This is a genomic window from Pseudarthrobacter sp., assembly GCF_036675385.1.
In the GTDB taxonomy this organism is placed as follows: domain Bacteria; phylum Actinomycetota; class Actinomycetes; order Actinomycetales; family Micrococcaceae; genus Arthrobacter.
The window spans coordinates 23,422-50,103 of record NZ_JAKFFD010000034.1; the positions used below are offsets into that span (position 1 = coordinate 23,422).

A 26,682-nucleotide genomic window follows, 5' to 3' on the forward strand; every position below is an offset into this window, starting at 1 on the left:
CAGTGACCAGTCTCCTGCAGCGCGTGAAGGCGAAGATGGCCATCTTCGCCCACCGGAAAGCCCGCGGCATGCTCGACGGCGAATACGGTTCCGTCTTCCGCGGCCGCAGCCTCGACTTTGATGACCTGCGCGCCTACATCCCCGGGGACGATGTCCGCGACATCGACTGGAAGGCTTCCGCCCGGTTCGGATCGCCGCTCATCAAGCGGTATGTCGCCGTACGGCGCCAGACCGTCCTGCTCATTGCCGATACTGGACGGGGCATGGCTGCCGAGTCCCGCGACGGCGAAACCAAGAAGGACATCGCCGTGATGGCGCTCGGCGTGGTGGGCTATCTGGCGCACCGGCACGGCGACGTTGTGGGTTTGGTCTGCGGCGACCGCAACGGGACACGCTCCATCCCGGCCAAAGCCGGTGAGCCGCACCTGGAACGGCTCCTGCGCGAGGTTGACTCATCCACCTCCCTGGACTCTGGCCCCAGCAGGATCGAGGACCAGCTGGAATACGTGGCCCGCAACGTCAAGGGCAGGTTCCTGCTGTTTGTGGTGTCCGACGAACATGTCGCCGGCCCCGACACCGAACAGCTGCTCCGCCGGCTGCGTGCCCAGCACGAGGTCCTTTGGCTCACCATCCGGGACGCTGACTTGGCCGGGGAAGGAAACACCGGCCAGGACGCCTTCAGCGTGGCAGACTCCTCGATGCTGCCAGCACACCTGGCAGCATCCCCGGCAATCGCGGCGGCCTATGCCAAGGCAACAGGGGAACGGGACGCGGCCCGGCACGCCATGCTCCGCCGCGCCGGCATCACCCAAGGCCACGTGACCGGCAGCAGTGCGGTCATGACGGAACTCTTCGCCCTCCTGGAAAGGCACCGGCGTGCAGGCTGACCCGGGCATCCACGGACCCCTCCAGTACAGCCAGGCGTGGCTGTGGACCGGACTCGCCCTCCTGGCGGCGGTCCTGGGCTGGTACGCGTACGTTTTCCTGAGCACGCGCAAACCAAAGGTGACGGAGCAGGCGCCCCGGTTCACTCCGCCGTCGGACCTTGCGGGCCTCAAGGAGGCCTACCTGCAAAGGATCGACGCCGTCACGGCAGACGCCGCCGCCGGGCTGCTGACCACACGGGAGTCGCACCAGGAACTGAGCCTGCTGGTCCGCCGGTTCGCCCGCGACGTCACCGGCATTGACGCCCCCAGGATGACCCTTGCGGAGCTGCACGGGCACCCGCTGCCGCCAGTGGCCGAGGCCGTCCGCAAGATCTACCCGGGCGAGTTCGGCCTGGAACCGCTGCCGCCGGTCACGCAATCGGCCGCGACTGCCCGCCAGGCGGTGCGGCAATGGAACTGATGTTCTGGTGGCTGATCCCTCCGGCGCTGGTCATCGCGGCCCTGGCAGGATGGCGCGCCTTCCGCCCGGACCGCCACGCAAACGCTCGACGGCGGCCGGTGGCCAATGCGGACCGCCTCACCGCGCTGCCCGAATACCAGGCGGCCCTCCGCCGGCACCGCCGCTGGCTGGCCGTAGCCGCTCTCGCGGCCGCAACCCTGCTGGTCTCTGCGGTGGCCGCGGCGGCGCGTCCGGTGGAACTGACCACCATCCAGCCGGAGCAACGCAACCGGGACATCATGCTGTGCCTGGACACGTCGGGCTCCATGAGCAGCGCCGACGCGGCTGTGGTGCAGGTGTTTGCCGAACTGGCGAAGGAGTTCGACGGCGAACGGATCGGCCTCACCGTCTTCGACAGCAGCGCCGTCCAGGTCTTCCCCCTCACCGACGAGTACGGGTATGTCCAGGAACAACTCCAGCTGGCCCAAGACGCGTTCGAGGGAAGCCCCGGCAGCGCGGGGTTCCTGGACGGCACCTGGAACGGCCGCGGATCGTCATTGATCGGCGACGGCCTGGCATCCTGCGTCAACGGGTTCCCGGACACCGGCGCCGCGGATGCCCGCAGAGCGGAGACCGGCACTCCTGACGCCGGCCAGCGGCGCTCGCGGTCCATCGTCCTGGCAACGGACAACTACCTGTCCGGCGATCCCATCTTCACCTTGGAACAGGCGGCCGCCCTGGCCAAGGAGCGCGCTGTGCGCGTTTACGCCCTGAACCCCGGCGACTTTGACTACGGACCCGGCCCCGGCCAGCCCGGAGCCAGGCTGCGCACAGCGGCCGAAGCCAGCGGCGGGGCGTACCACCAGCTGGACAGCCCGGAGGCTGTGGCGGACATCGTCCGATCTGTGCAGGAAACCGAAGCCATCGCCACGAAGGGTGCGCCCCGGGCCGTGGTCTCGGACCGGCCCGATCTGGCCCTGACGCTGGCACTCCTGTCCGGCCTGGTACTGGCGGGCGCATCGTGGAGGCTCCGGCCATGACGCTGCAACCGATCCTGCCCTGGTGGGTTATGGCCCCGCTCATCGCCGCGACCGTGCTGTTTCTGGTCTGGCGTCTCGTCCAAGCGTCGCGGGTGCACTCTGACGGTACGCGCCGCGACTGGCTCTTCAGGAGCGCCCTGGTGCTGCTGCTCTTGGCCGCGTCGCTCCGGCCGGGTGTTCCCGGCGGAAGCTCCCAGGCCGCCGCGGCGGATGTCAACGTCTTCTTTGTGGTGGACACCAGCAGCAGCATCGCTGCCGAAGACTACGGCGACGGCTCGCCCCGGCTGGACGGGGTGCGGCAGGACATCATGGCCATCGCGGGTGAACTGGCCGGAGCCCGCTTTTCGCTCCTGACGTTCGACAGTAACGCCAGTGTCCGGATGCCCCTCACTACCGATGCCACCGCCCTGGACACCAGCGTGTCCGTCCTGCAGCCGCAGGTCACGGCATTTTCGAAGGGCAGCAGCGTCACCGCTGCCGGAACCTTGCTGGCGGAGCGGCTGCGCGCGGCGCGGGACAGCCATCCCGAACGGCCGCGCCTGGTCTACTACCTGGGCGACGGGGAACAGACCAGCGCCAAGGCGCCGGCGGCGATCAGGCTCGACGGCGGCCTGGTGGACGGCGGCGCGGTGCTCGGCTACGGCACCGCGGACGGCGGCCGGATGAAGGAAAACACGGGGCAGGGTTCGGGGCAGGACGCCGGCGCAGGCTACATCCAGGACCGGTCGTCCGGAACCGGCATGGATGCTTTATCGGTCATCGACGAACGCCGCCTGCAGGGGATTGCCGGTCAGCTGGGGGTGCCCTATGTCCACCGTTCGGCCGGAGACCCGGTGGCGCCGATGATGCAGGCAGCTGATCCCGGGGACTTTGAACGGGCAACGGCGGATGGCGGCGTCGCCGGCCGGACAGAGCTGTACTGGCTCCTCGCCGCCGGAGCGTTCCTGCTGGCTCTCCGCGAAGCCTTCCTGGTGCTCCGCCAATGGCGGGCGCTCCGGCCCGGAGCGGGAGTTCGAGCATGATGCGGCCAACGCCCACGCCGGCACCCCAGGAACCGGCACCGCAGATACCGGGACCGCCGGTGACCTCGCGGGACCGGCGGGAGCGCCGCCGTCGGCTGTTATGGTGGTCTGCGCTGCCCGCACTCCTGGTCTTGTGCCTGGCCGCGAAGATGCTCAGCGTGGGCATCCTCGCCGACACTGCTGCCCGGTCCTTCGCGGCCGGGGACGCCGGCGGCGTGGCGGATGCTGCGGGCGGACTGAGGACCGCCAATTTCATCGAACCGCACAAGGCGCCGTTCGCCGAGGGTGACGGCCTGTTCCTCGCCGGGGACTTCGCTGCCGCCCGCCAACGCTTCGAGGAAGCACTGCACCTGGCGGGCCCGGCCGACGAGTGCGTCGTCCGGGTCAACCTGGCCCTCACCATCGAACGCCTCGGTGACGCCGAGGCCAAAACAGAAGACGCAACGGCGGCGGCCCGGCTGTTCGCCGAAGGCGTTGCGGTGGCGGAGGCTGCTCCGGAAGGCTGCTTTGCCTCCGGCGCGGATGCCGCCGCTGATGCCAGCGCCGAATCCGGCGCGGGGGAGCAACTGAAACAGGCGGCGGAGCGGCTGCAGCAAAAGGCCGATGCAGCGGCTGCGGACAACACCACGCCGCAACCGCCGGAAGGGCCCGGGCAGGACGCGCTTCCGGCGGATCCGGGCCAGCTGAGCCAGCTTGAGCAGCTCAGGGACAGCGCCAGGGAAGCCCAAAGCGAGCGGAATTCCGGGCAGGAACGGGACGAGTACCTCCGGGACGATGGCTCCGGGTCGGGTGTTGACCGGCCCTGGTAACAGGCCACGGCAGCGGCGGGTCTGCAATATGCCCCGATGAATCCGTTGACCAATATGGCGAAGAAAATTCTGCACCAATGCGAAACACGCCGTAAAGCTGCGTCTTAATTCGGCGGCGGACTTGAAGGGTGCCCCGCGGGCTCCTAGAGTTCTATACAAGTTACCGAGGTAACGTGTCAGCGATCCTCCGATTGTGGAGGGTGTGGGTGCCCCCATGTGGGCCTGACATTTGCTCACGGACAACTTCATTACAGGCGTAACAGTCGCGGCTGCGTCCCTGTGGAGTTTTCCGTGTTCCCAAACTCAAATTCATTCCCGGCTTCACCGTCACATTTGCTGACCGGTAGCCGGCAATGGCCCAAAGCCAAGGACGCAAATGTCACCGCCAAGCCTTATTGAAACGCATCCGAACCTCACCGAGACTGCCCCCGTGGCGCTCTCTTACGAGCTCTTCCCGCCCCGCTCGCCGGCCGCGGCCGAGTCGCTCTGGACCACCATCCGGGAACTGGAAACCACCGAGCCGGACTATGTCTCCGTCACTTACGGTGCCAGTGGCTCGAACCGGGACACCGCCGTCGAACTCATCAACAGGCTCCTCCTGGAAACCACGCTCCGGCCCCTCGCCCACCTCACCTGCGTGGGCAACACGCCGGAGGAACTGGCGGAGATCATCGGTGACCTCCTGGACACCGGCGTCCGGGGCATCCTGGCCCTCCGGGGCGACCAGCCCAAGGACGGTGCACCGCTCGCCGCAGGGTCACTGCGGTATGCGCAGGACCTGATCGAACTTATCCGGCGGGTTGAACAGCGGCGGTCGGCCCTGCTGTGTGCGGGCAAGATCGCCGTAGGCGTCGCCGCGTACCCCACCCGGCACCCGGAATCACCCACTGAAGCCCACGACGTCGAGGTGCTGCTCGCCAAGCAGCGCTCCGGAGCCGACTTTGCCATCACCCAGGTCTTCTTCCACACCGAGCAGTACGCGAACCTCATTAGCCGCGCACGCCGGGCAGGGGTCACCATCCCCATCATCCCGGGAGTTATGCCGCTCACCAGCCTGCGCCGGGTCACACGGCTCGGCGAGCTGACAGGCGTTGAGCCGGCACCGGAACTCCTGGCTCGGCTCGCCGCCGCGGACACTGATTCCGAACGACTCCGGATCGGTGTCCGGGCCACGGTGGACCTGGCCAACGCGGCCCTCGAGGCCGGAGCGCCGGGCATCCACATCTACACCTTCAACGAACACCAGAGCGCGCTGGAGGTGCTGGACAAACTGGCGCTTCCGCGCCAGTCCCGGTCAGCTGGCCGCCGCAGCGCCACCCTCCGGCGCCAGCTCGCCAGCTGACCTTCCAACATCCGCCAGACCATTCACAGCTTCCACTAATACTCAAGGAATCTCCCATGACTGAACAGAACACCACCCCGTTCCCGGCCGCGTCACTCCTCGGCTACCCGCGCATCGGCCGCCGCCGCGAGCTCAAAAAGGCCATCGAAGCCTACTGGGCCGGCAAGATCGACGCTGCTGCCCTGGACGCAGCCGCCAAGGGCATCCAGCTGACCATCGCCAAGCGCCTGCAGGAACTGGGCCTCACCGAAGCCGCCGCTGTTCCGGGCACCTTCTCCTACTACGACCAGGTCCTGGACGCCACCGCCCACCTCGGCGCTGTCCCGGCCCGCTTCGGCAAGCTCCTCAACGCCGCAGGCCAGCTCGACATCGACGGCTACTTCACCCTGGCCCGTGGCACCAAGGACCAGCAGCCGCTGGAAATGACCAAGTGGTTCGACACGAACTACCACTACCTCGTTCCGGAGATCGGCCCGGAGACCGAGTTCACCCTCGCCTCCAACCGCATCGTTGAGGAATTCGAGTTCGCCCTGGCCAACGGCATCGAGACCCGCCCGTACATCGTTGGCCCGGTCACCTACCTGCTGCTCTCCAAGGCTTCGGATGAGGCCCCCGCCGGCTTCGCTCCGCTGTCCCGCCTCGAAGACGTCCTGCCGGTCTACGTGCAGCTGCTCGAGAAGCTCGCCGCCGCAGGCGCCAGCTGGATCCAACTGGACGAGCCCGCCCTGGTTGTGGACCAGGACACCCCGGCCACCGAAATCGAAGCAGCCGTTGCCCGCGCTTACGAAGTCCTCTCCGGTGCGGCCAAGCGCCCGCAGATCCTTGTCTCCACCCCGTACGGCGCCCTCGATGGCCAGCTGGGCACACTTGCCGCCACCAACATCGACGCCCTGCACATTGACGCCTTCAAGGGCGCGGTCCCGTCCGCAGCGGCCCTGGCCGGCCTTGGCAACAAGACCCTGGTTGCCGGCGTCGTTGACGGCCACAACATCTGGCGCAACGACCTGGCCGCCGCCGCCGCCAAGCTGGACGAACTGAAGGCTGCCGCCGGCAGGATCGCCGTCAGCACCTCCACCTCCACCCAGCACGTCCCGCACGACGTCACCGAAGAAGGCCAGCTCTCCGAGGAGCTGCGCAGCTGGCTCGCGTTCGCCGACCAGAAGGCCGTGGAAGTCAAGACCCTCGCGTCCTACCTGGCCGACCCGGCCTCCGCCAAAGCAGCCATCGACGAGGCATCCGCCGTCATCGCAGCCCGCGCCATCGCCGAAGGCGTCCGCCGCGACGACGTCCGGGCCCGCACCGAGGCCCTGACCGCAGCGGACTTCAGCCGCTCCGCCTACGCAGTCCGCGAAGCCGCCCAGGAAGAGGCCCTGCACCTCCCGCCGCTGCCCACCACCACCATCGGCTCCTTCCCGCAGACGTCCGAGATCCGCTCGGCGCGTGCCCGCAACAACAAGGGCGACCTCACCAACGAGCAGTACGAGCAGCTCATGAAGGACGAGATCAAGCGCGTTGTTGAGCTGCAGGAAGAGCTCGGCTACGACGTCCTGGTGCACGGCGAGCCCGAGCGCAACGACATGGTCCAGTACTTCGCCGAGAATCTCGAAGGCTTCGACGTCACGGTCCACGGCTGGGTCCAGTCCTACGGCTCACGCTGCACCCGCCCGTCCATCCTCTGGGGCGACGTCACCCGCAGCGCCCCCATCACGGTGGCCTGGGCCGAGTACGCCCAGTCGCTGACCAGCAAGCCCATGAAGGGCATGCTCACCGGTCCGGTCACCATCCTGGCCTGGTCCTTCGTCCGCGATGACCAGCCGCTGGGCGAGACCGCCAACCAGGTTGGCCTGGCCCTCCGCGACGAAATCGCGGACCTCGAGGCTGCCGGCATCAAGGTCATCCAGGTGGACGAGCCCGCACTGCGCGAACTCCTGCCGCTGCGCAAGGCCGACCACGCCACCTACCTGAAGTGGTCAGTGGATTCCTTCCGCCTGGCCACCGCCGGTGCGGCCGACGCCACGCAGATCCACACCCACCTCTGCTACTCGGAGTTCGGCGTGATCATCGACGCCATTGACGGCCTCGACGCAGACGTCACCTCCATCGAAGCGGCACGTTCCCGCATGGAGGTTGTCCACGACCTCGAGTCCCACGGCTTCGGCCGCGGCGTTGGCCCGGGCGTCTACGACATCCACTCGCCGCGCGTTCCGGGCGAAGCCGAGGTCACCGAGCTCCTGGCCACCGCCGTCAAGCACGTCCCGTCACGCCAGCTCTGGGTCAACCCGGACTGCGGCCTGAAGACCCGCGGCTACGCCGAGACCGAAGAGTCCCTGCGCAACCTGGTCAAGGCCACCAAGACGGTCCGCGCCGGCCTGCTGGAGTCCGCGAAGTAACCCACCGCGTTAACGCCGACGGCGGCCGGTCACCGAAAGGTGACCGGCCGCCGTCGCGTTCTAACCGGTTTGCGCACCCCCTCCGGAGCCTGTCTGCGGTCAATCGTGGCAGCCACTCAGCCGACTCTTCGGGCTGAAGTCCCGGTCCCGCTGTCCGCCGCGGGGCCAAAGACTCTGATGCGTCACAGTGCCATGGGCGATAGTGAACTGCAGGGCCGGGGCAGCATTGTCACCCCGGTCATCTTTCTGGCCTGTTCCTTGGGAGCCGGCGGCCATGGGATGCTCCCGCCGGCCTGGTACGGCGCTGGTGGAAGGATCCGAGGGGCACCAGCAGTGGCCAGAGGACCACGAGGTTCCGGGCGACGGCAAAGGCAACCGCATAAACGATCCCGAGCCCGAAAAGCAGGAGCATTTCGGTCCCCCCCATGCCGTAGCCGACGTGGTAGGCCATGCCGTTGGCGGCGTACAGGGCGGCGGCTCCGGCGACCCCTGCAATGGGGCCGAAGCTGGCCTCCAGCCGGGTCTCGATGAATCCCCTGAAGAAGACCGCTTCGAAGAAGCCCACGGTGACTGCCAGCGCCAGCAGCGGCACCCAGTCCACGGGCCGCGGGAGCGGATACCCCCACAGCGTGATGATGAACTGGACCGACGCGAGGACCAGGGCGGCGAGCGGGTCGCCGCCACCGTAGACGATGGCGTTGCCCACGTTGAGCAGCAGTACCGCTCCGAGGAGGAACGCCGCCCAGACGAGCCGTTCACGATTGTTCCCGCCATGATTCCGCACCCGCTGTGCCGCGAGCCTCACACACTTCGGCGGCTGTTTTGCGAGGCACAATGCCGCTCCCGCTGAGGTCCATGAACCATTGCCGGGTGGCCGGATCCAGGAGCGAACAGAGCGATTTGATGTCGATCCCGGATCCGGGGTGGTCCGGGGGGCCTGTCATGTCATCCGCGGGTGCAGGACCCCGTTGGTGTAGCTGGCTTTGATGTCTTCTTCCTTCACTCCGTCCGGGAGCGGGATGTTGCGGCTGAATGAGCCGTAGCGGAATTCGGACCGGAAGTTGCCGTTGTCCTTGTGTTCTTCTTTTTCACGGCGTTCGGCGTGGATGTGCAGGAATCCGTCGGCCATCGTGATCTCGACGTCTTTGTCGGGATCAACGCCGGGTATCTCGGCGCGTACCACCAGGTTCTTGCCGTCGATAACTTCCTCGACCCGGATCGGGGACGGGGTATCTGTTGACTCAAACATGCGTTCCATGGAATCCAGCAGAGACGGGAAGGCCGGCATGGGCCGGTGTCCTTCCACTAGCGACTTGCGAAGAAGCTGGCAACAGGGACGAAAGACTCCACTTGCGGGGCAGACGCAGGTCCGGACCCGCGGAAGTCAACAGGCAGATCGGGGGCCCATATGTCTGGGATTCTTCGTGCAGGCGCCTGTCCGAGCCAGACCGAACCGACGTGGGGCCTTCCAACGGCCAAAACCACTATGATCACGACCTGACGTTGGCCCGCAGCGAGAGCCTGGACATAAGACAAGGTCGTCAACCTTCAGGGGAGCAGGACTAAAGCCTCTGACTTCCTCCATGTCTGGCATTGAACCATGAATCATGGGCCCCCGGAACAGGGCTGACACATCCTCGGCCAGCGCCAGCCTACCAGGACCCTTATCAGCACAGGAACACCCATATGAGGGAGACCAAGATGTCTGCGTCATCAGCACACCCGGGCATCGGTGCCCACCACCGAACGTTCGTCGAGATCACAACCCTTGCCGCCGGTGCCGTTTTCGCCCTCGTGGGAGTCCTCGGCTTCATCCCCGGCATCACGACAAATTATTCACAGTTGACCTTCGCAGGCCACGGCTCAGGTGCCCTGCTCCTGGGCATCTTCCAAGTGTCCATTTTGCATAACATTGTCCACTTGGCGTTCGGGGCAGCCGGCCTGCTCATGGGAAGGACCCCCGCCCAGTCGAAGTATTTCCTGATCGGCGGAGGAGCTTTATACCTTGTGATCTGGCTGTACGGGCTTCTGATTGATCAGGCCTCCGCAGCCAACTTCATCCCCGTCAACACAGCAGATAACTGGCTCCACGCCATACTGGGAGTCCTCATGCTCGCGTTGGGCATTGCGCTTGGCCGCGGTACGGCCCGCACCGGCCAAGGCCGGTAGTCGCGAGAATACGAAACCGGACAAGGAGAAGCCGCACTGGCCGGGGACGCGGGCCGCGTTGGTAGCCAAAAGTGTGTCGGACGCCCATTTTGTCCTGCGCGTCTTGGGCCCGTAGGGCGGCTCCCCTGCAAGGGGAGGAAACAGTCCATGAACGGTGAGAGATGATGTTTGAGTTTCTGGACAGGACCGATGCTGGCCGGCGGTTGGGACAGCGGCTTGCCGGGCTCCGGGGTCAGGACGTGGTGGTGCTGGGTCTGCCCCGCGGCGGTGTGCCGGTGGCCTTCGAGGTGGCGAGAGCCCTTGATGCGCCGCTGGATGTGGTTGTGGTGCGGAAATTGGGGGTTCCGTTCCAGCCGGAGGTTGCCCTGGGTGCCATTGGGGAAGGCGGCGCCCGGGTCCTGGACACGCGAACAATTGCCCTGGCCGGTGTTACGGAGGAGGACCTCCGCACGGTTGAAACGAAAGAACGCAAACTCCTGGAGCAGCGCCTGGCCAGGTACCGCCAGGGGAGGAACCGGGCCGAAGTGCACGGGCGCACCGTCATCGTGGTGGACGACGGGATTGCCACGGGCTCCACGGCTCGGGTGGCCTGCCAGGTGGCCAGGCAGTTCGGTGCGGCGCGGGTGATCCTGGCCGTGCCCGTGGCGCCCGCCCGGACGGTGGCCTCGTTTAAGGACGCGGATGAGGTCATATGCCTGGTTTCACCGCGGGACTTCCGCGCAGTGGGGTACTACTATCACGACTTTTCACCCACGGAGGATGAGGAGGTGGTGCGGCTGCTCGACGCCGCCGCCCGCGCACTGCACCGTGTTCGGCAGAAGGGTGCCCTGGCCGAGGGCGCCGAGGAGGAGGTCGAGATTTACGACGGTCGGCTTCGCCTGAGCGGCACACTGTACCGGCCGGCAGGGTGTGAGGGCATCGTTATCTTCGCCCATGGCAGCGGCAGCAGCAGGCACAGTCCCCGCAACAGGTTCGTGGCCTCCGTTCTTCACGGCGCCGGGCTGGGCACCCTGCTGCTCGACCTGCTGACCCCGGCGGAGGAGGTCAACCGGGCCAACGTCTTCGATATCGCCTTGCTGGCACAGCGGCTGGGATCTGCCACCCGGTGGCTTGAGGGGCAGCAGGACGGGTGGCATGGGCGGATTGGCTACTTCGGGGCAAGCACGGGTGCAGGCGCTGCTCTCCGGGCAGCCGCCGAACCGCATGCCAACATCGCCGCCGTCGTGTCCCGGGGAGGCCGACCGGACCTGGCCGGCGACCGGCTCGCGGCCGTGCGGGCCCCAACCCTGCTGATCGTGGGCGGGGCGGACACCCAGGTGCTGGCGCTCAACCGGCAAGCCATGGCGCTGATGCGGGCCCCCACCCGGCTCGAAATCGTTCCGGGGGCCACCCACCTCTTTGAAGAACCCGGCACGCTGGCCCGCGCGGCCACCCTGGCGGCTGGCTGGTTTAGCCGGTACCTGCTGCCGTCCCGGCAGGGAGAACCCGCTGAGGAGCTATTGCAGTGAACGTCGGAAACGAGCGCCGACCCTATGCCCACGCATCGGAACTGGAGGAGATCCGAGCCCTGGCCCGGCCACTGGAAACGGTGTCCGGCCCCCTCGACGATCTGGTGGAATTATGCTCGCCGGCACGCTTCGTGTGCCTTGGCGAGGCGTCGCACGGCACGCAGGAGTACTACCAGTGGCGGGCGGCCCTGAGCCGCCGGCTCATCGAAGAGCACACGTTCAGCTGGATCGGGGTGGAGGGCGACTGGCCGGACTGCTGGCGCATCAACTGCTGGGTCCGTGGCCAAACCGATCAGGACCTCGACGCGCGGCAGCTCCTGGCTGGCTTCGAACGGTGGCCCACCTGGATGTGGGCCAACCAGGTGGTGGCGGAGTTTCTTACCTGGCTGCGCGACTGGAACCTGGCCCGGGCGGAGAATCAGCGCACCGGTTTCTACGGGCTGGATGTCTACTCTCTCTGGGATTCCCTGCGGGAGATCTTCGGCTGGCTCGACGCCAACACACCCGAAGCCGTACCTGCCGCACTGAAGGCGTGGCAATGTTTTGTACCGTTCCGGGAAGACCCCCAGCGGTATGCCGCGAGCACACGGCTGGTGCCGCAGTCGTGCGAGGCGGACGTGGTCGCGCTCCTTGCCGAGGTGCACCGGCAGACCTTGGGCCGGGTGGAGGACGACCCTGCAGCTTTTGACGCGGTGCAGAACGCCATCGTCGCAGCGAATGCCGAGCGCTACTACCGGACCATGATCCGCGGTGACCAGCAGTCCTGGAACATCCGTGACCACCACATGAGCGACACTATAGACCGGCTGGCACGCCACCACGGTCCCGGCTCAAAGGGCCTGGTCTGGGCCCACAATACGCACATAGGTGATGCCAGGGCGACGGATATGGCTTTGGGCGGGATGGTCAACATCGGCCAGCTGATGCGTAGGCGGCATCACGGATCCGTGGTCCTCGTCGGCTTTGCCTCATATCAAGGATCCGTCACTGCCGCACGTTCCTGGGGTTCCCCAGAACAGGTCATGAACGTCCCGGAAGCCATGCCCGGCAGCCACGAAGACCTCCTTCACTCAGCCCTCCAGAGCCCGTCCACACTGATATTCGGCGCGGACCGTGCGGGCCGCTGGCTCCCCTCCTGGCGCGGACACCGGGCCATCGGGGTTGTCTACGACCCCCATCGCGAGAGGGGCAACTACGTCCCCACCGCCATGGGCCAGCGCTATGACGCATTGTTGTGGTTTCCCCGGACAACGGCGCTGGAGCCATTGCACCACGAACACGTGCCCACAGAGCCCGAGCTCGAAACCGAGCCGACCGGCTTCTAAGCCGTGCCTCAACCCGCTGCTGACCGGGCTGCCGGCTGGGGGACCTTGGACTCTACCCCCGAGGCCCGGTGCGGGCGTCGGATGGAACCATGAGTGCAGGAACCCAACGCTCCACCCGATGGCCCGTCATCACCAAGGACACGGGGTCCTTGCGGGTGAAGCCCAACCTGGCCGACTACGAGGCCGAGCGGGCGGCCTTCACCTGGGATGGGGTGCGGCGGGCTTTGGCCGGACTCCCGGGTAGCGGAGGCCTGAACATCGCCTACGAGGCAGTTGACCGCCATGCCGCAGGCCATCTGGCCGGAACCGAAGCACTCCGGTTCGTCCGGGCGGACGGCAGCATCCGCTCCCTGACTTATGCCGGGCTTGCCGGGGACACCGACAGGTTCGCCTCCGTCCTCCGGACGCTGGGCATCGGACGAGGTGACCGGGTCTTCTCGCTTCTGGGCCGCAGCCCGGAACTCTACACCGCCGTCCTGGGCACGTTCAAGAACGCCAGCGTCTTCTGTCCGCTGTTCTCCGCCTTCGGACCGGAACCGGTGCGGCAAAGGCTCTACCTGGGCTCGGGACGAGCGTTGATCACCACCAGGGCGCTGTACCGCAAGAAGGTGGCACCTATCCGGGACTCCCTCCCGGAGCTCCGCTTTGTCCTGCTGGTGGATGCCGAAGGGAACCCGGAGCCCGGCACCCTGGACCTCGCGGAACTACTGCAGGCCGCCCCGCCGGACCAGCCCATTGCAGCCACGCAGCCCGAGGACATGGCCCTGCTCCACTTCACGAGCGGGACCACCGGGACGCCGAAGGGTGCAATCCACGTTCACGACGCCGTGACCGCCCACTACGCCACCGGATACTTCGCCCTGGACCTGCATCCTGACGACATCTACTGGTGTACCGCCGATCCGGGGTGGGTGACGGGTACCTCCTACGGCATCATTGCCCCGCTCGTGCACGGCGTCACGGCCGTGGTGGACGAAGAGGAACTGGACGTGGACCGCTGGTACAGGATCCTCGCCGAACACCGGGTCACAGTCTGGTACACCGCTCCGACAGCATTGCGCATGCTTATGAAGGCCGGAGCAGAGAAGGCGGCAGGCTATGACCTGTCCGCGCTGCGGTTCGTGGCCAGCGTGGGTGAGCCGCTGAATCCCGAAGTTGTTCTCTGGGGCCGGGACGTGCTGGGCCTGCCCGTGCACGACAACTGGTGGCAGACCGAAACGGGGGGAATCATGATCGCCAACTATGCTGCCACGCCAATCCGTCCCGGATCCATGGGACGGCCGCTCCCCGGCATCGAGGCGGCGCTGGTGGCCCGGGATGCCAACGGAACGCCGGTCATCCAGGACGGCGAGGCCCGGCTCGTCACCGGGCCCGGCGCCGTGGGGGAGCTGGCATTGCGTCCCGGCTGGCCCTCGATGTTCCGCGGCTACCTCAATGACGAGGAGCGTTACCGCCGCTGTTTCGCCGGCGGCTGGTACCTCACAGGAGACCTGGCAAAGCGCGACGGGGACGGGTACTTCTGGTTCGTGGGCCGCGGAGATGACGTGATCAAGTCTTCGGGCCACCTGATCGGTCCTTTCGAAGTGGAAAGCTGCCTGATGGAGCACCCTGCAGTGGCCGAAGCGGGCGTGATTGGCGTTCCCGATCCGGTGGCCGGGGAAGTGGTGAAGGCCTTTGTTGAGCTCCGGCCGGGCCCGGAACCCTCCGAGGAGCTCAGGCTCGACATTATCGGGTTCGCCCGGAAGAGGCTTGGGCCGGCGGTGGCCCCCCGACTGCTCGACTTCACCACCAACCTGCCAAAAACGCGGAGCGGAAAGATCCTCCGACGTCTCCTGAAGTCACGCGAACTGGGGCTTCCGGAAGGCGACCTTTCAACCCTCGAACCGGCGGTTGGCGAGCGGTCATGAGTCCCCTGCAAAGCCAGTCAGTTTCGGAGGCTGGGAATGCACGGCATCTTCTGCAGCAGATGCTGCGGGTGCGCCGGCTGGAGGAAAAGTGCGTTGAACTGTACAGCGCTGCCAAAATCCGCGGTTTCCTGCACGTCTACATCGGCGAAGAAGCCGTAGCGGCCGGCGTGATCGAAACCCTCACAGCTGAGGACGCAGTAGTGGCCACGTACCGGGAGCATGGGCACGCCCTCCTCCGGGGTGTATCCGCCAGCGCCATTCTGGCCGAGATGTACGGCCATGCCGAAGGATGCTGCCGCGGCAGGGGAGGGTCCATGCATCTGTTTGACGCCGCGACCCGGTTCTATGGCGGCAATGCGATCGTAGCCGGCGGGCTGCCGCTCGCCGTCGGGCTTGCCCTGGCCGACAGGCTGGCCGGCCGGCGCCGGGTCACCGCATGCTTCTTTGGTGAAGGTGCGGTGGCTGAGGGGGAGTTCCACGAAAGCCTGAACCTGGCCGCCCTCTGGCAGCTTCCGGTGCTCTTCTGCTGCGAGAACAATCTCTATGCCATGGGTACGGCCCTGGTCCGCTCCGAGTCCCAGACGGACTTGGCCCTGAAGGCCGCAGGCTATGAGATTCCGGCCTGGAGCGTTGACGGCATGGATGTGCTCGCCGTGGAAGAGGCTTCGCGCCGGGCTGTGGACGCGGTCCGCTCCGGGGGTGGCCCGCATTTCCTGGAGTTGCGCACCTACCGCTTCCGGGCACATTCGATGTTCGACCCTGAGCTGTATCGGGAGAAAGCGGAGGTGGCCCGATGGATGGAGCGGGACCCTATTCGCCTGCTCCAGGCCACGCTGGAGGCCGCAGGCCAGCTGCCGGAGGAGGAGTGGGCCGCGCTGCAGGCGGAGGTCGACGCCGAGATAACGGCCGCCGTCGGGTTCGCTGAGGCAGGCACCCTCGAACCGGTGGAGGATCTCACCAGATTCGTGACCAGCGAGCCGGCCATCAGCGGCGGCAGCGGACAAGGCCGAGACAGCAAGTCCAGAGAAAGCCGGGTGGCAGGATGAAGACCACCTACCGGGAAGCGGTGCGCGCTGCCCTCCGTGATGCCATCCAGCGCGACAGCCGGGTCTTCCTGATGGGCGAGGACGTGGGCCGCTATGGGGGCAGCTTCGCCGTCAGTCTTGGGTTGCTGGAAGAATTCGGGCCCGACCGCATCCGCGATACTCCGCTGTCTGAATCCGGTTTCGTAGGCGCGGGCATCGGGGCCGCCCTGGGCGGGCTGCGTCCCATCGTGGAAGTCATGACCGTCAACTTCAGCCTGCTCGCGCTGGACCAGATTGTGAACAATGCCGCCACCTTGCTGCATATGTCCGGCGGGCAGTTCAACGTGCCGCTGGTTATCCGGATGACCACCGGGGCCGGCCGCCAGCTGGGCGCCCAGCATTCGCACAGCCTGGAAGGCTGGTACGCGCACATTCCGGGCCTGCGCATCCTGACTCCTGCCACCCTTGCCGATGCCCGCGGGATGCTGTGGACCGCGCTGGAGGACCCGGACCCGGTACTGATCTTTGAGCACGGCTCGCTATATAACGTGGCCGGGGAGCTGGCGGACGACGCCGGGCCGGTCGGCATTGATGAGGCTGCTGTCCTGCGCCCGGGTGAGGACATCACGCTCATCACCTACGGGGGCACGCTTCCCGCTGTGCTGGACGCCGCTGAGCAGTTGGCGGGGGAAGGCATTGACGCGGAGGTCATCGATCTGCGGGTCCTTCGGCCACTCGATGACCGAACCATCCTTCGCAGCGTGGGCAGGACCCACCGGGCGGTGGTGGTTGACGAGGGCTGGCGGAGCGGCAGTATCTCGGCGGAGATAGCTGCGAGGATCAGCGAGCACGCGTTTTTCGACCTGGATGCCCCGGTGGAGCGGGTCTGCAGTGCGGAAGTGCCTGTGCCGTACGCCAAACATATGGAACTGGCAGCCCTGCCCTCGGTTGAACGGGTAGTGGCCGCCTCGCGGAGAGCGGCGGGGTCCGGTGGCTGAGTTCCGGATGCCGTCCCTGGGCGCCGACATGGAACACGGCAAGGTGGTGGAGTGGCTGGTCAAACCCGGCGATTATGTCCACAAGGGCGATCTGGTGGCGGCGGTGGATACGGACAAGACCGTGATGGACGTGGAGTCCTTCGAAGAGGGTGTTGTGGCCGAATTCCTGGTGGAGATCGGTGACACGGTGGACGTGGGGACACCGATCGCCAGGATCACCGCCACACCCGCCGAAAAGGCCCCGGCCGGGCCGCCGATTTTGGTTCCCGCACCGGCGGCCGCGGCTGAGGACACCGGGGTCTTTCCGTTCGAGCCGCCCGAACATGGCGTGCACGTTTCGCCCCCGGTACGGCATCTGGCACACAGGCTGGGTGTCGACGTCGGGTCGGTCCGCGGGAGCGGCAGGAACGGTGAGGTGACCCGGGCCGACGTCGAAAGCGCCGCCGACGGTGCGGTCCGCGGTGAGTCCACGGCTCCAGCAGCCCAACGCGGTCCGGCGGAGGGGCGCGGGTTGCGCTCCTCGCCGCTGGCCCGCCGGGTGGCGGCCCAGCTTGGCATCGATCTGCGGGGCCTGCAGGGAACAGGTCCGGGCGGTGCCGTCATTGAATCCGACGTACGCCGTGCCTCGCACTCCGCCGCCGGGGCGCAGGAGGTGCCTGCGCCTGCGCCTTCCCAGCCTGCGGAAACACCGGCCGGGCCTGCTCCACGGCGGAGCCGGAAAGAGGCGTCGGAGACCAAAACCGGCACGCTCAGGCAGGCAATCGGTTCGCTGATGGCCCGTTCGAAAAAGGAAATCCCGCACTATTACCTGGCCGCTACCCTTGATCTGGAAGCCGCCATGTCATGGATGCAGTCGGTCAACCAGCAGCGTCCGGTCTCGGCCCGCCTAGTCCCCTCGGCATTGCTCCTGAAAGCGACGGCGCTGGCTGCGAAGGACGTGCCGGACATGAACGGCTTCTTCACCCATGGCGAGTTCCGGCCCAGCACCAGTGTCCACCTTGGCGTCGCAGTGGCACTGCGCCGCGGCGGGCTGGTGGCACCTGCCCTGCACAATGCGGAAGCACTGACCCTCGACGAACTCATGGACCAGCTGCGCGGCCTAGTCAGCCGAGCCCGGGCGGGCCGACTGCAGCGCGCCGAGATGGCAGATCCCACGCTCACCGTGACCAACCTGGGCGACCTCGGCGTGGAAAGTGTGTACGGCGTCATTTACCCACCCCAGGTGGCCATGGTCGGCTTCGGAAAGGTCCTGGAGCAGCCGTGGGCGCGCGACGGAATGCTCGGGGTACGGCACGCTGTCATAGCGACGCTTTCCGCTGACCACCGGGTCAGCGACGGGCTGCGCGGCGGCCGGTTCCTGTCTCGGATCGATGAGTTGCTGCAGAAACCGGAGGAGCTATGAACCACGAGGACGCCCGGAAGGCGGCGCAGGCAGCTATCCGCCAGGTGGCACCCGAGGTCGAACCGGAAGATCTTGAGGGGAGCGCCAGGCTGCGCCAGGACCTGGAACTGGACTCACTGGATTTTTTGCGCCTGGTGGAGACCATCGCCAGGTCCACGGGCGTGGAGATTCCGGAACGCGACTACCCCGCGGTGGCGACAGTGCGTGGCCTGATCACCTATCTGGCCGACCACGGCTGAGGGGCAGGCCGCCCCGGGCGAGACCCGGTCAGCGGGGTCCGGCAAGGCTGACTGCGGTCACCTTGTATTCAGGGCATCCCGTGACCTCGTCCCCCGAGGGCGACGTAAGGCTGTTGACGGCGGCACCAGGGAAGTGGAAACCGGCGAACACCTGGCCGGGTGCCACATCATCGGTAATCCTGGCACGCAGGACCGCTGTTCCGTGCCTGCTGTTCAGATGGACGGGATCGCCGTTGTTCAGTCCCAACAGCACGGCATCTCCAGGCTCGACGTCGATCGTCTCGAGGGAGAGCAGGCGCAGGTTGTCGGTGCGGCGGGTCATACTGCCGGAGTTGTAATGCTCAGCCCTGCGCCCGGTAATAAGAAGGAACGGGAAATCGGCGTCGCATTGTTCTCCCGGGGGCAGGTACGGGCTGGCGGCCAAGTGTGCCAGGCCGTCCGGGGTGGCGAAACGGTCCCGGTAGAGCCGCGGCGTGCCGGGGGAGTCCGCAGAACTGCACGGCCAGTGGAGGGGGCCGTCCCGGTCCAGGCGTGCATGAGTGATACCGCCGAACACTGGTGCCACTGCGGCACATTCGGCCATGGCCTCCGCCGGTGTGGCGCAGCCAAGGTCCGCGCCCAGCCGGGACGCGACGGCGTGCAGCACCGCAAAGTCGGTCCGGACCCCGGCCGGGGGTGCCACCGCCTCCCGGACCCGCTGGAAGCGCCGGTCGAAATTGACGAACGTGCCGTCCTTTTCCAGCCATGAGGCCACGGGGAAGACGACGTCGGCGGTGGCTGCCGTGGCGGTAAGGAACAGATCGTTGCAGATCACTAGCGGGCAGGCGTCCAGGGCCGCGCGTACCGACGCGCTGTCAGGGTCGGTGGTGAGCACGTCCTCGCCGATGATCCAGAGCGCCTTCAGCGACCCGGTCCGGGCGGCAGCGAACATCTGCGGGATCCGAAGCCCGGGCCGCGGCGGTACCTGTGTCCGCCAGGCCTCGGCGCATCGGGCCCTCGCCACCGGGTCCAGAACCTTCTGGTAACCGGGCAACGTATCGGGCAGTGCGCCCATGTCCGAGGCGCCCTGGACGTTGTTCTGGCCGCGCAGCGGGTTAACCCCTCCGCCGGCGCCCGGCCCCACGGCGCCGCGGAGGAGGGCCAGGTTGGACAGCGTCCGAACCCCGTCCGTGCCGTGCAGGTGTTCGGTCACGCCGAGGCCGTAGAAAATGGCCGGCGCCAGCGCGTGCCCGTACGTCAGGGCCGCCTGCACCAGGTCATCCGCCGGGACGCCGGAAATATCGGCCACCCTTTCCGGCGGGTAGTCGCCGAGCAAAGCCAACAGCTCCTCATAGCCGGTGGCGTGCGCATCCAGGAACGCGGTGTCCACCAGCCCTTCCCGGACCAGTACGTGCGCGAGTCCGTTGAACACAGCCACGTTGGTTCCTGGACGGGGCCGGAGGTGGATGTCTGCGTGCCGGGCCAGGAAGGTGCGGCGGGGATCCACCACCACCAGGCGGGCGCCGTCCATGACCCGCTGGAAGATGCGCGAACCGACCACCGGGTGGGCCGCCGTCGGGTTCGCACCGACCAGGAGGACCGCGTCACACCGGTCCAGGTCATCGAACGGGTTTGTCCCGCCGCCCAGCCCGAACGTGGCGGCCAGGCCGGCCGCGGAGGGAGCATGGCAAAGCCGGGAGCAGTTGTCCACGTTGTTGGTTCCCAAGACGGCCCGGGCGAACTTCTGGGCCAGGTAGTTCTCCTCGTTGGTGGCCCGGGCCGAGGAGATGAGCGCGAATCCGTCAGGATCGGAGTCCCTGATCCCGGCCAGCCGTGTGGCCACGTACTCCACGGCCTCGTCCCAGGTTGCCGGGGCCAGCGTGCCGCTGCGGCGGATCAGCGGGGTGGTCAGGCGATCCGGGGAGCTGAGGAAACCGTGGGCGAAGCGTCCCTTGACGCAGGCGTGGCCGCGGTTGACGGACCCATCACCAACCGGGGTGACGGTCATGATCGCGTTGTCGCGGGTGGAGACCTCCAGGCTGCAGCCGACCCCGCAATAGCCGCACGTGGTCCTGGTCTGCCGCTCAACCGGCAACAGATTAAGCAGGAGCCCAGGTTCAGACAGTGCGCCGGTAGGGCACGTGTCCACGCAGGCCCCACAGGAAACGCAATCGGATTCCGCCCAGGGACCGCCCGTGCCCGGGGCCACCACCGTGTCGGCGCCGCGGTTCACGAGCGTCAGGGCGAACGTGCCCTGGATTTCTGCACACGCGCGCACACACCGCCCGCAGGCGATGCAGAGGTCACGGTCGAGTTTGACGTAAGGGTGGGAATGGTCGAGGCCGCGCTGCGGTGGCAGGACGGAACGGTCCGGGGATGTCACCCCATACTCGGCGCATTGCCGGACGAGTTCGCTGCGGTCTGCCGGTACATCCAGAGCCCGCGGCGGCAGCCCCGCGACAATGGCCTGCAAGGCATCGCGCCGGTTCCCCCGGGATGCCTCAACGGCGATGCGCAGTCCGTCCTCGGCCGGGGTGCTGCAGGCGGCGGCCAGTCCCCGGCCGGCGACGTCCACCAGACACGTCCGGCAGGAGGCCACCGAGCTGAGCCGGTCGTCATGGCACAACGCCGGGAGGGCCAAACCCGCGGCCCGCACGGCGTCAAGCAGCGTAGCTCCGCGGAGCACTTCGACGGCTTGTCCGTCAATAAGCAGTTTCATGCGGGCCACCCGGTCAGCCCATAGACGCGGGCAAGGCTTCGTACTGCCGCCGGTACGCGGCGGCCGAAGGCGCACAGGCTGCCAGCGGCCATGCTGCGCAGCACCTCGCCGCGTTCGCGGCCGATGTCCGGGGTATCCGGCCGTTCCGCCAAGGCGCGGCCGCGCCAAGACCCTACCCGGCACGGTGAGCACTGTCCGCAGCTCTCCGCCGCGGCAAAGTCCCACAGGTTCTGCAGCACCTGCGCGCCGGTGAGCCTATCGTCGAAGGCCACGATCCCCACATGGCCGAGGGCCGCGCCGAACCGGGACAGTGCGGCGTCGCTCAGCGGCACGTCGATGTCCTGCGGGCCGAGGAAGCCGCCCAGCGGCCCGCCGATCTGCAGCGCACGCAGTTCCCTGCCGTCGCGAAGCCCGCCGCCGAGTTCCTCCACGATCCGCCGGACGGGCGTGCCGATTTCCACCTCGTAGGCTCCGGGCCGGAGGAACCGTTCCGACAGGCAGGCGAGCACTGTGCCGGCCTCATCCGGGGTTCCCAGCGCCGCATACGCGGGCCCGCCGTGCTGCACGATCCATGGGACTGCGCTGAGCGTTTCCACGTTGTTGACCACAGTGGGCTGGCCGTAGAGTCCGCGCGTGGCAGGGAACGGCGGACGGGGCCGCACTGTGCCGCGCAGCCCTTCCAGCCCGTTAATCAGGGCCGTTTCCTCACCGGACACATAGGACCCTGCGCCCTCGACCACATGGAAGTTCAGGCTGAACCCGCTTCCCGCGACGTTCGGGCCAAGGTGCCCGGCAGCGCGTGCTTCGGCCACCGCTTCCCGCAGCCGGGCGGCGGCGTGCGGGTACTCCGAGCGGACGAACACGATGCCCGTGGCAGCGCCGACGGCGAAGCAGGCCAAGGCCAGGCCCTCCAACACGCGGTGCGGATCCTCTTCCATGAGCAGCCGGTCGGCGTAGGAACCGGGGTCGCCCTCATCGCCATTGGCCACCACTACCCGGGGCGCAGGGTGTTCGAGGGCGGCCCGCCATTTGGCGGCGGCACGGAAACCGGCGCCGCCCCGTCCTCGCAACTGGGCAGCCTCGACCCGGTCCAGGACGTCCTCAGGTGTTCCGGAGGCGGCCACGTCCGGCCATACCTGCCAGGGCTGCAAACCGCCGAGTAGCCCGGCGGTCACCACGGGAAACGGGCTAGCGCAAGAAACCGGGATGGGCGGGGCCGTCCGCGGGGCTGCTCCCAGCAACTGTGCCGCCAGTTCCGGCCCGGCATGCGGGTCCACGCCGTCCAGTGCCGCGGGACCAGTGAAACAGTAGCCCAGGCAGCGCACGGCCTGGAGCGACACAGAGCCGTCCGCGCTGCAGGCTCCGGCCTCCACTCCCAGCGCCGCCTCCACCTCAGCGAGGTGCGCGCCACCGGCTGCTGCAAAGCAGGCGGCAGCGGTGCAGACCCTTACATGGCGGGCTGCGCGGGGCGCCGTAAAATCAGCGAAGTAGGAAGCCGGTCCTTCGACCGCTGCCGCGGGCAGCCCCAGCGTGCGGGCAATATCTGCCGGAGCGGCAACGGAGCTCCGCAACACGTCCGGGATCTCGCCGACCGGCCGGTCGAAGCGCGCGGCGTACCGGAGGAATGGATCGTCGGTGTTCCGTTCCCTCCAGCCCTCAGCCCCGGCGCCCGGGCGCCCGGCAGGGAATTCATGCATGCGTTCATCATGGACTCACATGGCCTCAATGAGGTAAGGGTCGAAAGTCCCGCCAAACACGGGAGCCGCACCGCGGCAGTGCTTCACCCCGGCTGGGCGCTCAGGACTCCCAGAGGATTTCGTCGTCCACCACGCCGTCTTCGTCGGCGGCTACCACCAGGACCTCGTCCGTGAAGTGTGAGCCCAGCGTGAAGTCCATGACAAAGTAGCGCTCGGGCTGGCCGGGGAAAATGCCCACGTGGCCGAGCTTGAGGGCTTTGAGGAAGACGTCGTTGGTGAGCTGGCTGCGTTCCTCCACGCCGAAGACTTTCTGCATTTGCTCGTCCTTGAGGGCGCTGCAGTGGAAGTGAAGGTATTCCTGGGGGCTGGTGCCTTCCTGCTCCAGCTCGTCGGCGATCATCTGCCGCACCTCATCCACCAGCTCGGGGAGGAACCGCAGCCGGTAGTCCACCTTGTGCATGGCCGCTTCGTCAAAGTGGTCGTGTGCGTTGATGTTCAGGTCAAGTTCCAGTACCTGGCCACCCAGCTCATGTTTGGCGGCGATGTTGTGATCCCTGCCGTGGTTGAGCTCGATTTCTCCAAAGTGCTGGCTCGCTACCCTGTTCATACCTTCAACATAGACCCCAAGTGCTGCGCTTTCCAGCATTCCGGGCTAATTGCCTGAGGACCCCGCCGCAGCCATCGTCTCGGCGAGCAGGTCCACAAACAGCTGCACCCGGGCGGTCTTCTTCTCGTTGATGAGCAGGGCAAACACGTTCCGGGCCAGCCGGATTTCGGGAACGTCCAGCACTACAACGCCGGCCGGCCGGTTCCGCAATGCGAGCTCGGGCACCAGCGCCGCGCCCAGTCCGGCGGCCGCCATTTCGAGGCTGGCATGGAAGTCGTCGCTGTGGGCCACCACGCGCGGATGCAGGTTGCAGCTGGCAAAGAGCCGCTCGATCACGACGGCGTCGGGGCTCCCGGGGTGGTGCATGATCCAGGGCAGCTCGGACAGATGGTCCGCCGCCACCTTGGCGTCCGTGCGGAATCCCCAGCCCGCGGGGAGCACTACGCGGAAGTTGTCATCGCCGATCCACTGCCGGTTAATGGTGTGCGGCCAGGCGAGCCCGGACTGGCCCACCTGGAAGACCAGCGCCACGTCCAGCTCTCCGCCGGTGCGCAGTCCCTGGATGGTCTGGGCCGGTTCGGCCACCGATACTTTGAGGTCGATGGCCAGGTCCTTCCATGCCGGATTCTTCAGGATCCGCGGGAGGACGTAGGTTGCCAGGCTGGGGAAGATTCCCAGCCGAAGCTCCTGGCTGGTGCTGCTGTGTGTCTTGGAGGCTGCCGCCATCAGGGCTTCGATGTCCGTCAGCACCTTCGCGGCGTGCCGGGTCATCACTTCCGCCGCTTCCGTGGGGACCACGCTGCGGGCCGAACGCTGGAACAGGACCACGCCCGTCTCGCGTTCCAGGGCGGACATCTGTTGCGAGACAGCCGACGCCGTGTAGCCCAGGCGTGCCGCTGCGGCCGCGAACGAGCCCAGCCGGGTCACTTCCAGGAGGGTCTTCAGATGTACGGGATTTACCAACGCTGTCCTTCGGTCAGGGCCGCCTTGGCACTGCGGTGTGCCGGGGATGGAACGCCCGCTTCATTCTGGCACAAAGATTTACGGCAAACTCAGTCATCCACCGGCCCCACGGCACCGAACTGCCCCTAGAGAGTTTGCAGCGAGCAGGCGCACACGCAAGACGAGCAGGGGAGCAGAACAGTGTCTTTGGCAGGGAACTCGACCTTCAAGCCGCAGGGACGGCGCATCGCGGTCGTGGGCAGCGGAGTGGCCGGCCTGACGGCCGCGTATGTCCTGAACCGGCACGACAACGTCACCCTTTTCGAGTCGGACAGCAGGCTGGGCGGCCACGCCCACACCCACAATGTCGCGCAGCCGGATGGATCCGTCCTCGGCATCGACACCGGCTTCATCGTCCACAACGAGCGGACCTATCCCACCCTGCTGCGGCTGTTCGCCGAGCTGGGCGTGGAGACGCAGGACTCCGAAATGAGTATGTCCGTCCGCTGTGACGGCTGCGGCTTGGAGTACGCCGGGGCCCGTGGGGGCGGCCGCGGGATCATCGCCCGCCCGTCCAGCCTGCTGCGCGGACGCTACCTGCTGATGCTGCTGGAGGTCATGCGCTTCTACCGCAGGGCCCGCGCTCTGATTGAGTCGCCTCCAGCGTCCGACGCCGGCCCTGGTGCGGGCGGCGCGGAGCTGACCCTCGGTGACTTCCTGGCAAAGGAACGCTTCAGCAAGTACTTCATCTCCCATTTCATGACGCCGGTGGTCAGCGCGGTCTGGTCATGCGATCCCACCACGGCACTGTCCTATCCGGCGCGATACCTCTTCACGTTTTTGGGACACCACGGCATGCTGGGCGTCAAGGGTTCGCCGCAGTGGCGGACGGTCACCGGCGGTTCGGGGCAGTACGTGGAGAAGTTGGCCGCCACGCTCCCGGACATCAGGCTTAGCAGTCCGGTCACCGCTATCCGGCGCCACGCCCTCGGCGTGGAAGTGGACACCGATCACGGAGTCGAGGATTTTGAGGCCGTGGTCATTGCCACGCACCCGGCCCAGGCCCTGGGCTTCCTCGCGGACGCCACACCGGCTGAGAGGGAAGCCCTCGGCCAGATGCCGTACTCCGTCAACCACACCCTTTTCCACCGGGACCCGGCCGTCCTGCCCGCCGCGGACAATGCCAGGGCGTCCTGGAACTACCGTCTCCCGGACTGCGAAGCCCGCCCGGACAAGGTCCTGGTCAGCTACGACCTCACCCGGCTGCAACGCCTGGAGCCGGCCGATGGCCTGCCGTACCTGGTGAGCCTGGGGGAGTCCGAGCTCATCGCGGAAGGCCGGGTCCTGGAACACTTGGTCTACGAGCACCCCCAGTACACCCCCGAATCACTGCGGGCACAGCAGCGCATTGCGGCCCTGAGTGATGACCGCATCGCCTACGCCGGCGCCTACCTGGGCTGGGGGTTCCATGAGGACGGCGCCCTGGCCGGTGTCCGTGCCGCTGCGAGCCTGGGACGAACTTGGGACGGGCCCGCGGCTCAGGCACCCGAGCCCGAACTGCTCTCTGCCTCGGAGGGCGCATGAGCTCGACGGCAGCCATCTACCGCACGTCCATCTCCCACGTGCGCCAGAGTCCGCTGAAGAATGCTTTCACCTACCGGAGCTACAGCTGGTTTGTGGACGTGGACCGGCTCCCGGTTCTGCCCCGGCTCATGCGGCCGCTGGCTGTCTTCCGGGCCGCCGACCATCTGGGCGATCCCGACGCCACCATCCGCAGCAACGTGGAACGGTTCCTGCGGACCCGGGGGATAGAGCCCGACGGCGGGGCCATCCGGATGCTGACCAGCGCCCGGGTCTTCGGCCACGTCTTCAACCCCCTCACCCTCTTCTGGTGCTACCGGAAGTCCGGGGAGCTGCAGTGTGTCATCGCCGAAGTCCACAACACCTACGGCGAACGCCACTGCTACCTCCTGGAAACGGATCCTTCCGGCCGGGCCAGCGTGCCCAAGGCCTTCTACGTTTCTCCGTTCAATGACGTTGACGGGCAGTACCGGATGAAGCTGCCCGCGCCGGAGCAACGGCTGGCCGTCTCCATCGTCCTGGAGCGGGAAGGACAGCGGCCGTTCGCCGCGACCATGGACGGGGACCGGCGACCGGCCACCGTCAGGAACATCCTGGCAGCGGCCGTTGCCATCCCGGCTGCGCCGCTGCTGGTATCCGCGCTGATCCGGATCCA

General features: G+C 67.4%; 23 protein-coding genes. 17 read left to right on the forward strand and 6 right to left on the reverse strand.

Translation table 11 applies throughout. The features are described from left to right. Positions 1-2 precede the first annotated feature (2 nt). From V6M49_RS03095 to metE, 7 genes are all read left to right on the forward strand, one after another. Positions 3-887 carry a DUF58 domain-containing protein gene (locus V6M49_RS03095; protein ID WP_332759981.1) on the forward strand — a complete coding sequence of 295 codons (885 nt, stop codon included), beginning with the start codon at positions 3-5 and terminating at the stop codon, positions 885-887. Then, the gene (locus V6M49_RS03100; RefSeq protein WP_332759983.1) at positions 877-1,347 is read left to right on the forward strand and encodes a hypothetical protein; all 471 of its coding nucleotides are present in this window, start codon (positions 877-879) and stop codon (positions 1,345-1,347) included. Before V6M49_RS03095 ends, V6M49_RS03100 begins: the two co-directional genes overlap by 11 nt. Further along, the gene (locus V6M49_RS03105) at positions 1,338-2,366 is read left to right on the forward strand and encodes a vWA domain-containing protein (protein WP_332759984.1); all 1,029 of its coding nucleotides are present in this window, start codon (positions 1,338-1,340) and stop codon (positions 2,364-2,366) included. The genes V6M49_RS03100 and V6M49_RS03105 overlap by 10 nt, the downstream gene beginning before the upstream one ends. Next, on the forward strand, positions 2,363-3,388 hold the full coding sequence (locus V6M49_RS03110) for a VWA domain-containing protein (RefSeq protein ID WP_332759985.1): 1,026 nt from the start codon (positions 2,363-2,365) through the stop codon (positions 3,386-3,388). Before V6M49_RS03105 ends, V6M49_RS03110 begins: the two co-directional genes overlap by 4 nt. Next, the gene (locus tag V6M49_RS03115) at positions 3,385-4,197 is read left to right on the forward strand and encodes a hypothetical protein (RefSeq protein ID WP_332759986.1); all 813 of its coding nucleotides are present in this window, start codon (positions 3,385-3,387) and stop codon (positions 4,195-4,197) included. Before V6M49_RS03110 ends, V6M49_RS03115 begins: the two co-directional genes overlap by 4 nt. A gap of 376 nt (positions 4,198-4,573) precedes the next feature. Further along, positions 4,574-5,539 carry a methylenetetrahydrofolate reductase gene (locus V6M49_RS03120; RefSeq protein ID WP_141140809.1) on the forward strand — a complete coding sequence of 322 codons (966 nt, stop codon included), beginning with the start codon at positions 4,574-4,576 and terminating at the stop codon, positions 5,537-5,539. 56 nt (positions 5,540-5,595) lie between these two features. Beyond that, entirely contained in the window at positions 5,596-7,929 is a 2,334-nt protein-coding gene (gene metE / locus V6M49_RS03125; protein WP_332759989.1) for a 5-methyltetrahydropteroyltriglutamate--homocysteine S-methyltransferase, read from the forward strand. Positions 7,930-8,167: 238 nt separating this feature from the next. Here the strand turns inward: metE and V6M49_RS03130 are convergent, their stop codons facing one another. Further along, entirely contained in the window at positions 8,168-8,734 is a 567-nt protein-coding gene (locus V6M49_RS03130; RefSeq protein ID WP_332759991.1) for a CPBP family glutamic-type intramembrane protease, read from the reverse strand. A gap of 135 nt (positions 8,735-8,869) precedes the next feature. Next, complete coding sequence (locus tag V6M49_RS03135; protein WP_332759992.1) at positions 8,870-9,178, reverse strand: Hsp20/alpha crystallin family protein; 309 nt, start codon at positions 9,176-9,178, stop codon at positions 8,870-8,872. A 452-nt stretch (positions 9,179-9,630) separates the two neighbouring features. On the opposite strand from V6M49_RS03135, the gene V6M49_RS03140 reads away from it, so the two are divergent. The 8 genes from V6M49_RS03140 (at position 9,631) to V6M49_RS03175 (ending at position 18,502) form a co-directional block, all read left to right on the forward strand. Next, positions 9,631-10,098, forward strand: coding sequence for a DUF4383 domain-containing protein (locus tag V6M49_RS03140; protein WP_141140805.1), 468 nt, complete (start codon positions 9,631-9,633; stop codon positions 10,096-10,098). Between the two features lie 164 nt (positions 10,099-10,262). Next, positions 10,263-11,606, forward strand: a complete 1,344-nt coding sequence (locus V6M49_RS03145) for a phosphoribosyltransferase (protein WP_332760005.1) — start codon at positions 10,263-10,265, stop codon at positions 11,604-11,606. Continuing rightward, positions 11,603-12,931 carry an erythromycin esterase family protein gene (locus V6M49_RS03150; RefSeq protein WP_332759993.1) on the forward strand — a complete coding sequence of 443 codons (1,329 nt, stop codon included), beginning with the start codon at positions 11,603-11,605 and terminating at the stop codon, positions 12,929-12,931. Before V6M49_RS03145 ends, V6M49_RS03150 begins: the two co-directional genes overlap by 4 nt. Before the next feature lie 89 nt (positions 12,932-13,020). Next, on the forward strand, positions 13,021-14,838 hold the full coding sequence (gene acsA / locus V6M49_RS03155) for an acetate--CoA ligase (RefSeq protein ID WP_332759994.1): 1,818 nt from the start codon (positions 13,021-13,023) through the stop codon (positions 14,836-14,838). Then, the gene (pdhA, locus tag V6M49_RS03160; protein WP_141140803.1) at positions 14,835-15,884 is read left to right on the forward strand and encodes a pyruvate dehydrogenase (acetyl-transferring) E1 component subunit alpha; all 1,050 of its coding nucleotides are present in this window, start codon (positions 14,835-14,837) and stop codon (positions 15,882-15,884) included. Before acsA ends, pdhA begins: the two co-directional genes overlap by 4 nt. Continuing rightward, a complete protein-coding gene (locus V6M49_RS03165) occupies positions 15,881-16,861 on the forward strand; it encodes an alpha-ketoacid dehydrogenase subunit beta (protein WP_141140802.1) in 981 nt (326 codons plus the stop codon). Before pdhA ends, V6M49_RS03165 begins: the two co-directional genes overlap by 4 nt. Further along, the gene (locus tag V6M49_RS03170; protein WP_141140801.1) at positions 16,854-18,263 is read left to right on the forward strand and encodes a 2-oxo acid dehydrogenase subunit E2; all 1,410 of its coding nucleotides are present in this window, start codon (positions 16,854-16,856) and stop codon (positions 18,261-18,263) included. Before V6M49_RS03165 ends, V6M49_RS03170 begins: the two co-directional genes overlap by 8 nt. Next, the gene (locus V6M49_RS03175) at positions 18,260-18,502 is read left to right on the forward strand and encodes an acyl carrier protein (RefSeq protein WP_141140800.1); all 243 of its coding nucleotides are present in this window, start codon (positions 18,260-18,262) and stop codon (positions 18,500-18,502) included. Before V6M49_RS03170 ends, V6M49_RS03175 begins: the two co-directional genes overlap by 4 nt. A 28-nt stretch (positions 18,503-18,530) precedes the next feature. Here the strand turns inward: V6M49_RS03175 and fdhF are convergent, their stop codons facing one another. The 4 genes from fdhF to V6M49_RS03195 form a co-directional block, all read right to left on the reverse strand. Further along, positions 18,531-21,200: a formate dehydrogenase subunit alpha gene (fdhF, locus tag V6M49_RS03180; RefSeq protein ID WP_332759995.1), complete on the reverse strand. Its 2,670-nt coding sequence runs from the start codon at positions 21,198-21,200 to the stop codon at positions 18,531-18,533. Continuing rightward, a complete protein-coding gene (locus tag V6M49_RS03185; protein WP_332759996.1) occupies positions 21,197-22,897 on the reverse strand; it encodes an NAD(P)H-dependent oxidoreductase subunit E in 1,701 nt (566 codons plus the stop codon). Before V6M49_RS03185 ends, fdhF begins: the two co-directional genes overlap by 4 nt. Positions 22,898-22,997: 100 nt before the next feature. Continuing rightward, positions 22,998-23,504, reverse strand: a complete 507-nt coding sequence (locus V6M49_RS03190) for a DUF2004 domain-containing protein (RefSeq protein WP_141140797.1) — start codon at positions 23,502-23,504, stop codon at positions 22,998-23,000. 45 nt (positions 23,505-23,549) lie between these two features. Next, entirely contained in the window at positions 23,550-24,467 is a 918-nt protein-coding gene (locus V6M49_RS03195; protein ID WP_141140796.1) for a LysR family transcriptional regulator, read from the reverse strand. A 186-nt stretch (positions 24,468-24,653) separates the two neighbouring features. Between V6M49_RS03195 and V6M49_RS03200 the strand changes: the two genes are divergently transcribed. Together V6M49_RS03200 and V6M49_RS03205 are read left to right on the forward strand one after the other, a co-directional pair. Beyond that, complete coding sequence (locus V6M49_RS03200) at positions 24,654-26,030, forward strand: NAD(P)/FAD-dependent oxidoreductase (protein WP_332759998.1); 1,377 nt, start codon at positions 24,654-24,656, stop codon at positions 26,028-26,030. After that, positions 26,027-26,682, forward strand: a 656-nt coding sequence (locus V6M49_RS03205; RefSeq protein ID WP_332759999.1) for a DUF1365 domain-containing protein, incomplete at its 3' end; no start/stop codon positions are given. The genes V6M49_RS03200 and V6M49_RS03205, both read left to right, overlap by 4 nt.

Coding starts and splice junctions, on each gene's coding strand:
- V6M49_RS03105 (WP_332759984.1), top strand. CDS start 1,338: ATGGAACTGATGTTCTGGTGGCTGATCCCTCCGGCGCTGGTCATCGCG.
- V6M49_RS03110 (WP_332759985.1), top strand. CDS start 2,363: ATGACGCTGCAACCGATCCTGCCCTGGTGGGTTATGGCCCCGCTCATC.
- V6M49_RS03115 (WP_332759986.1), top strand. CDS start 3,385: ATGATGCGGCCAACGCCCACGCCGGCACCCCAGGAACCGGCACCGCAG.
- V6M49_RS03120 (WP_141140809.1), top strand. CDS start 4,574: ATGTCACCGCCAAGCCTTATTGAAACGCATCCGAACCTCACCGAGACT.
- metE (WP_332759989.1), top strand. CDS start 5,596: ATGACTGAACAGAACACCACCCCGTTCCCGGCCGCGTCACTCCTCGGC.
- V6M49_RS03135 (WP_332759992.1), bottom strand. CDS start 9,178: ATGTTTGAGTCAACAGATACCCCGTCCCCGATCCGGGTCGAGGAAGTT.
- V6M49_RS03140 (WP_141140805.1), top strand. CDS start 9,631: ATGTCTGCGTCATCAGCACACCCGGGCATCGGTGCCCACCACCGAACG.
- V6M49_RS03145 (WP_332760005.1), top strand. CDS start 10,263: ATGTTTGAGTTTCTGGACAGGACCGATGCTGGCCGGCGGTTGGGACAG.
- acsA (WP_332759994.1), top strand. CDS start 13,021: ATGAGTGCAGGAACCCAACGCTCCACCCGATGGCCCGTCATCACCAAG.
- pdhA (WP_141140803.1), top strand. CDS start 14,835: ATGAGTCCCCTGCAAAGCCAGTCAGTTTCGGAGGCTGGGAATGCACGG.
- V6M49_RS03165 (WP_141140802.1), top strand. CDS start 15,881: ATGAAGACCACCTACCGGGAAGCGGTGCGCGCTGCCCTCCGTGATGCC.
- V6M49_RS03175 (WP_141140800.1), top strand. CDS start 18,260: ATGAACCACGAGGACGCCCGGAAGGCGGCGCAGGCAGCTATCCGCCAG.
- fdhF (WP_332759995.1), bottom strand. CDS start 21,200: ATGAAACTGCTTATTGACGGACAAGCCGTCGAAGTGCTCCGCGGAGCT.
- V6M49_RS03185 (WP_332759996.1), bottom strand. CDS start 22,897: ATGCATGAATTCCCTGCCGGGCGCCCGGGCGCCGGGGCTGAGGGCTGG.
- V6M49_RS03190 (WP_141140797.1), bottom strand. CDS start 23,504: ATGAACAGGGTAGCGAGCCAGCACTTTGGAGAAATCGAGCTCAACCAC.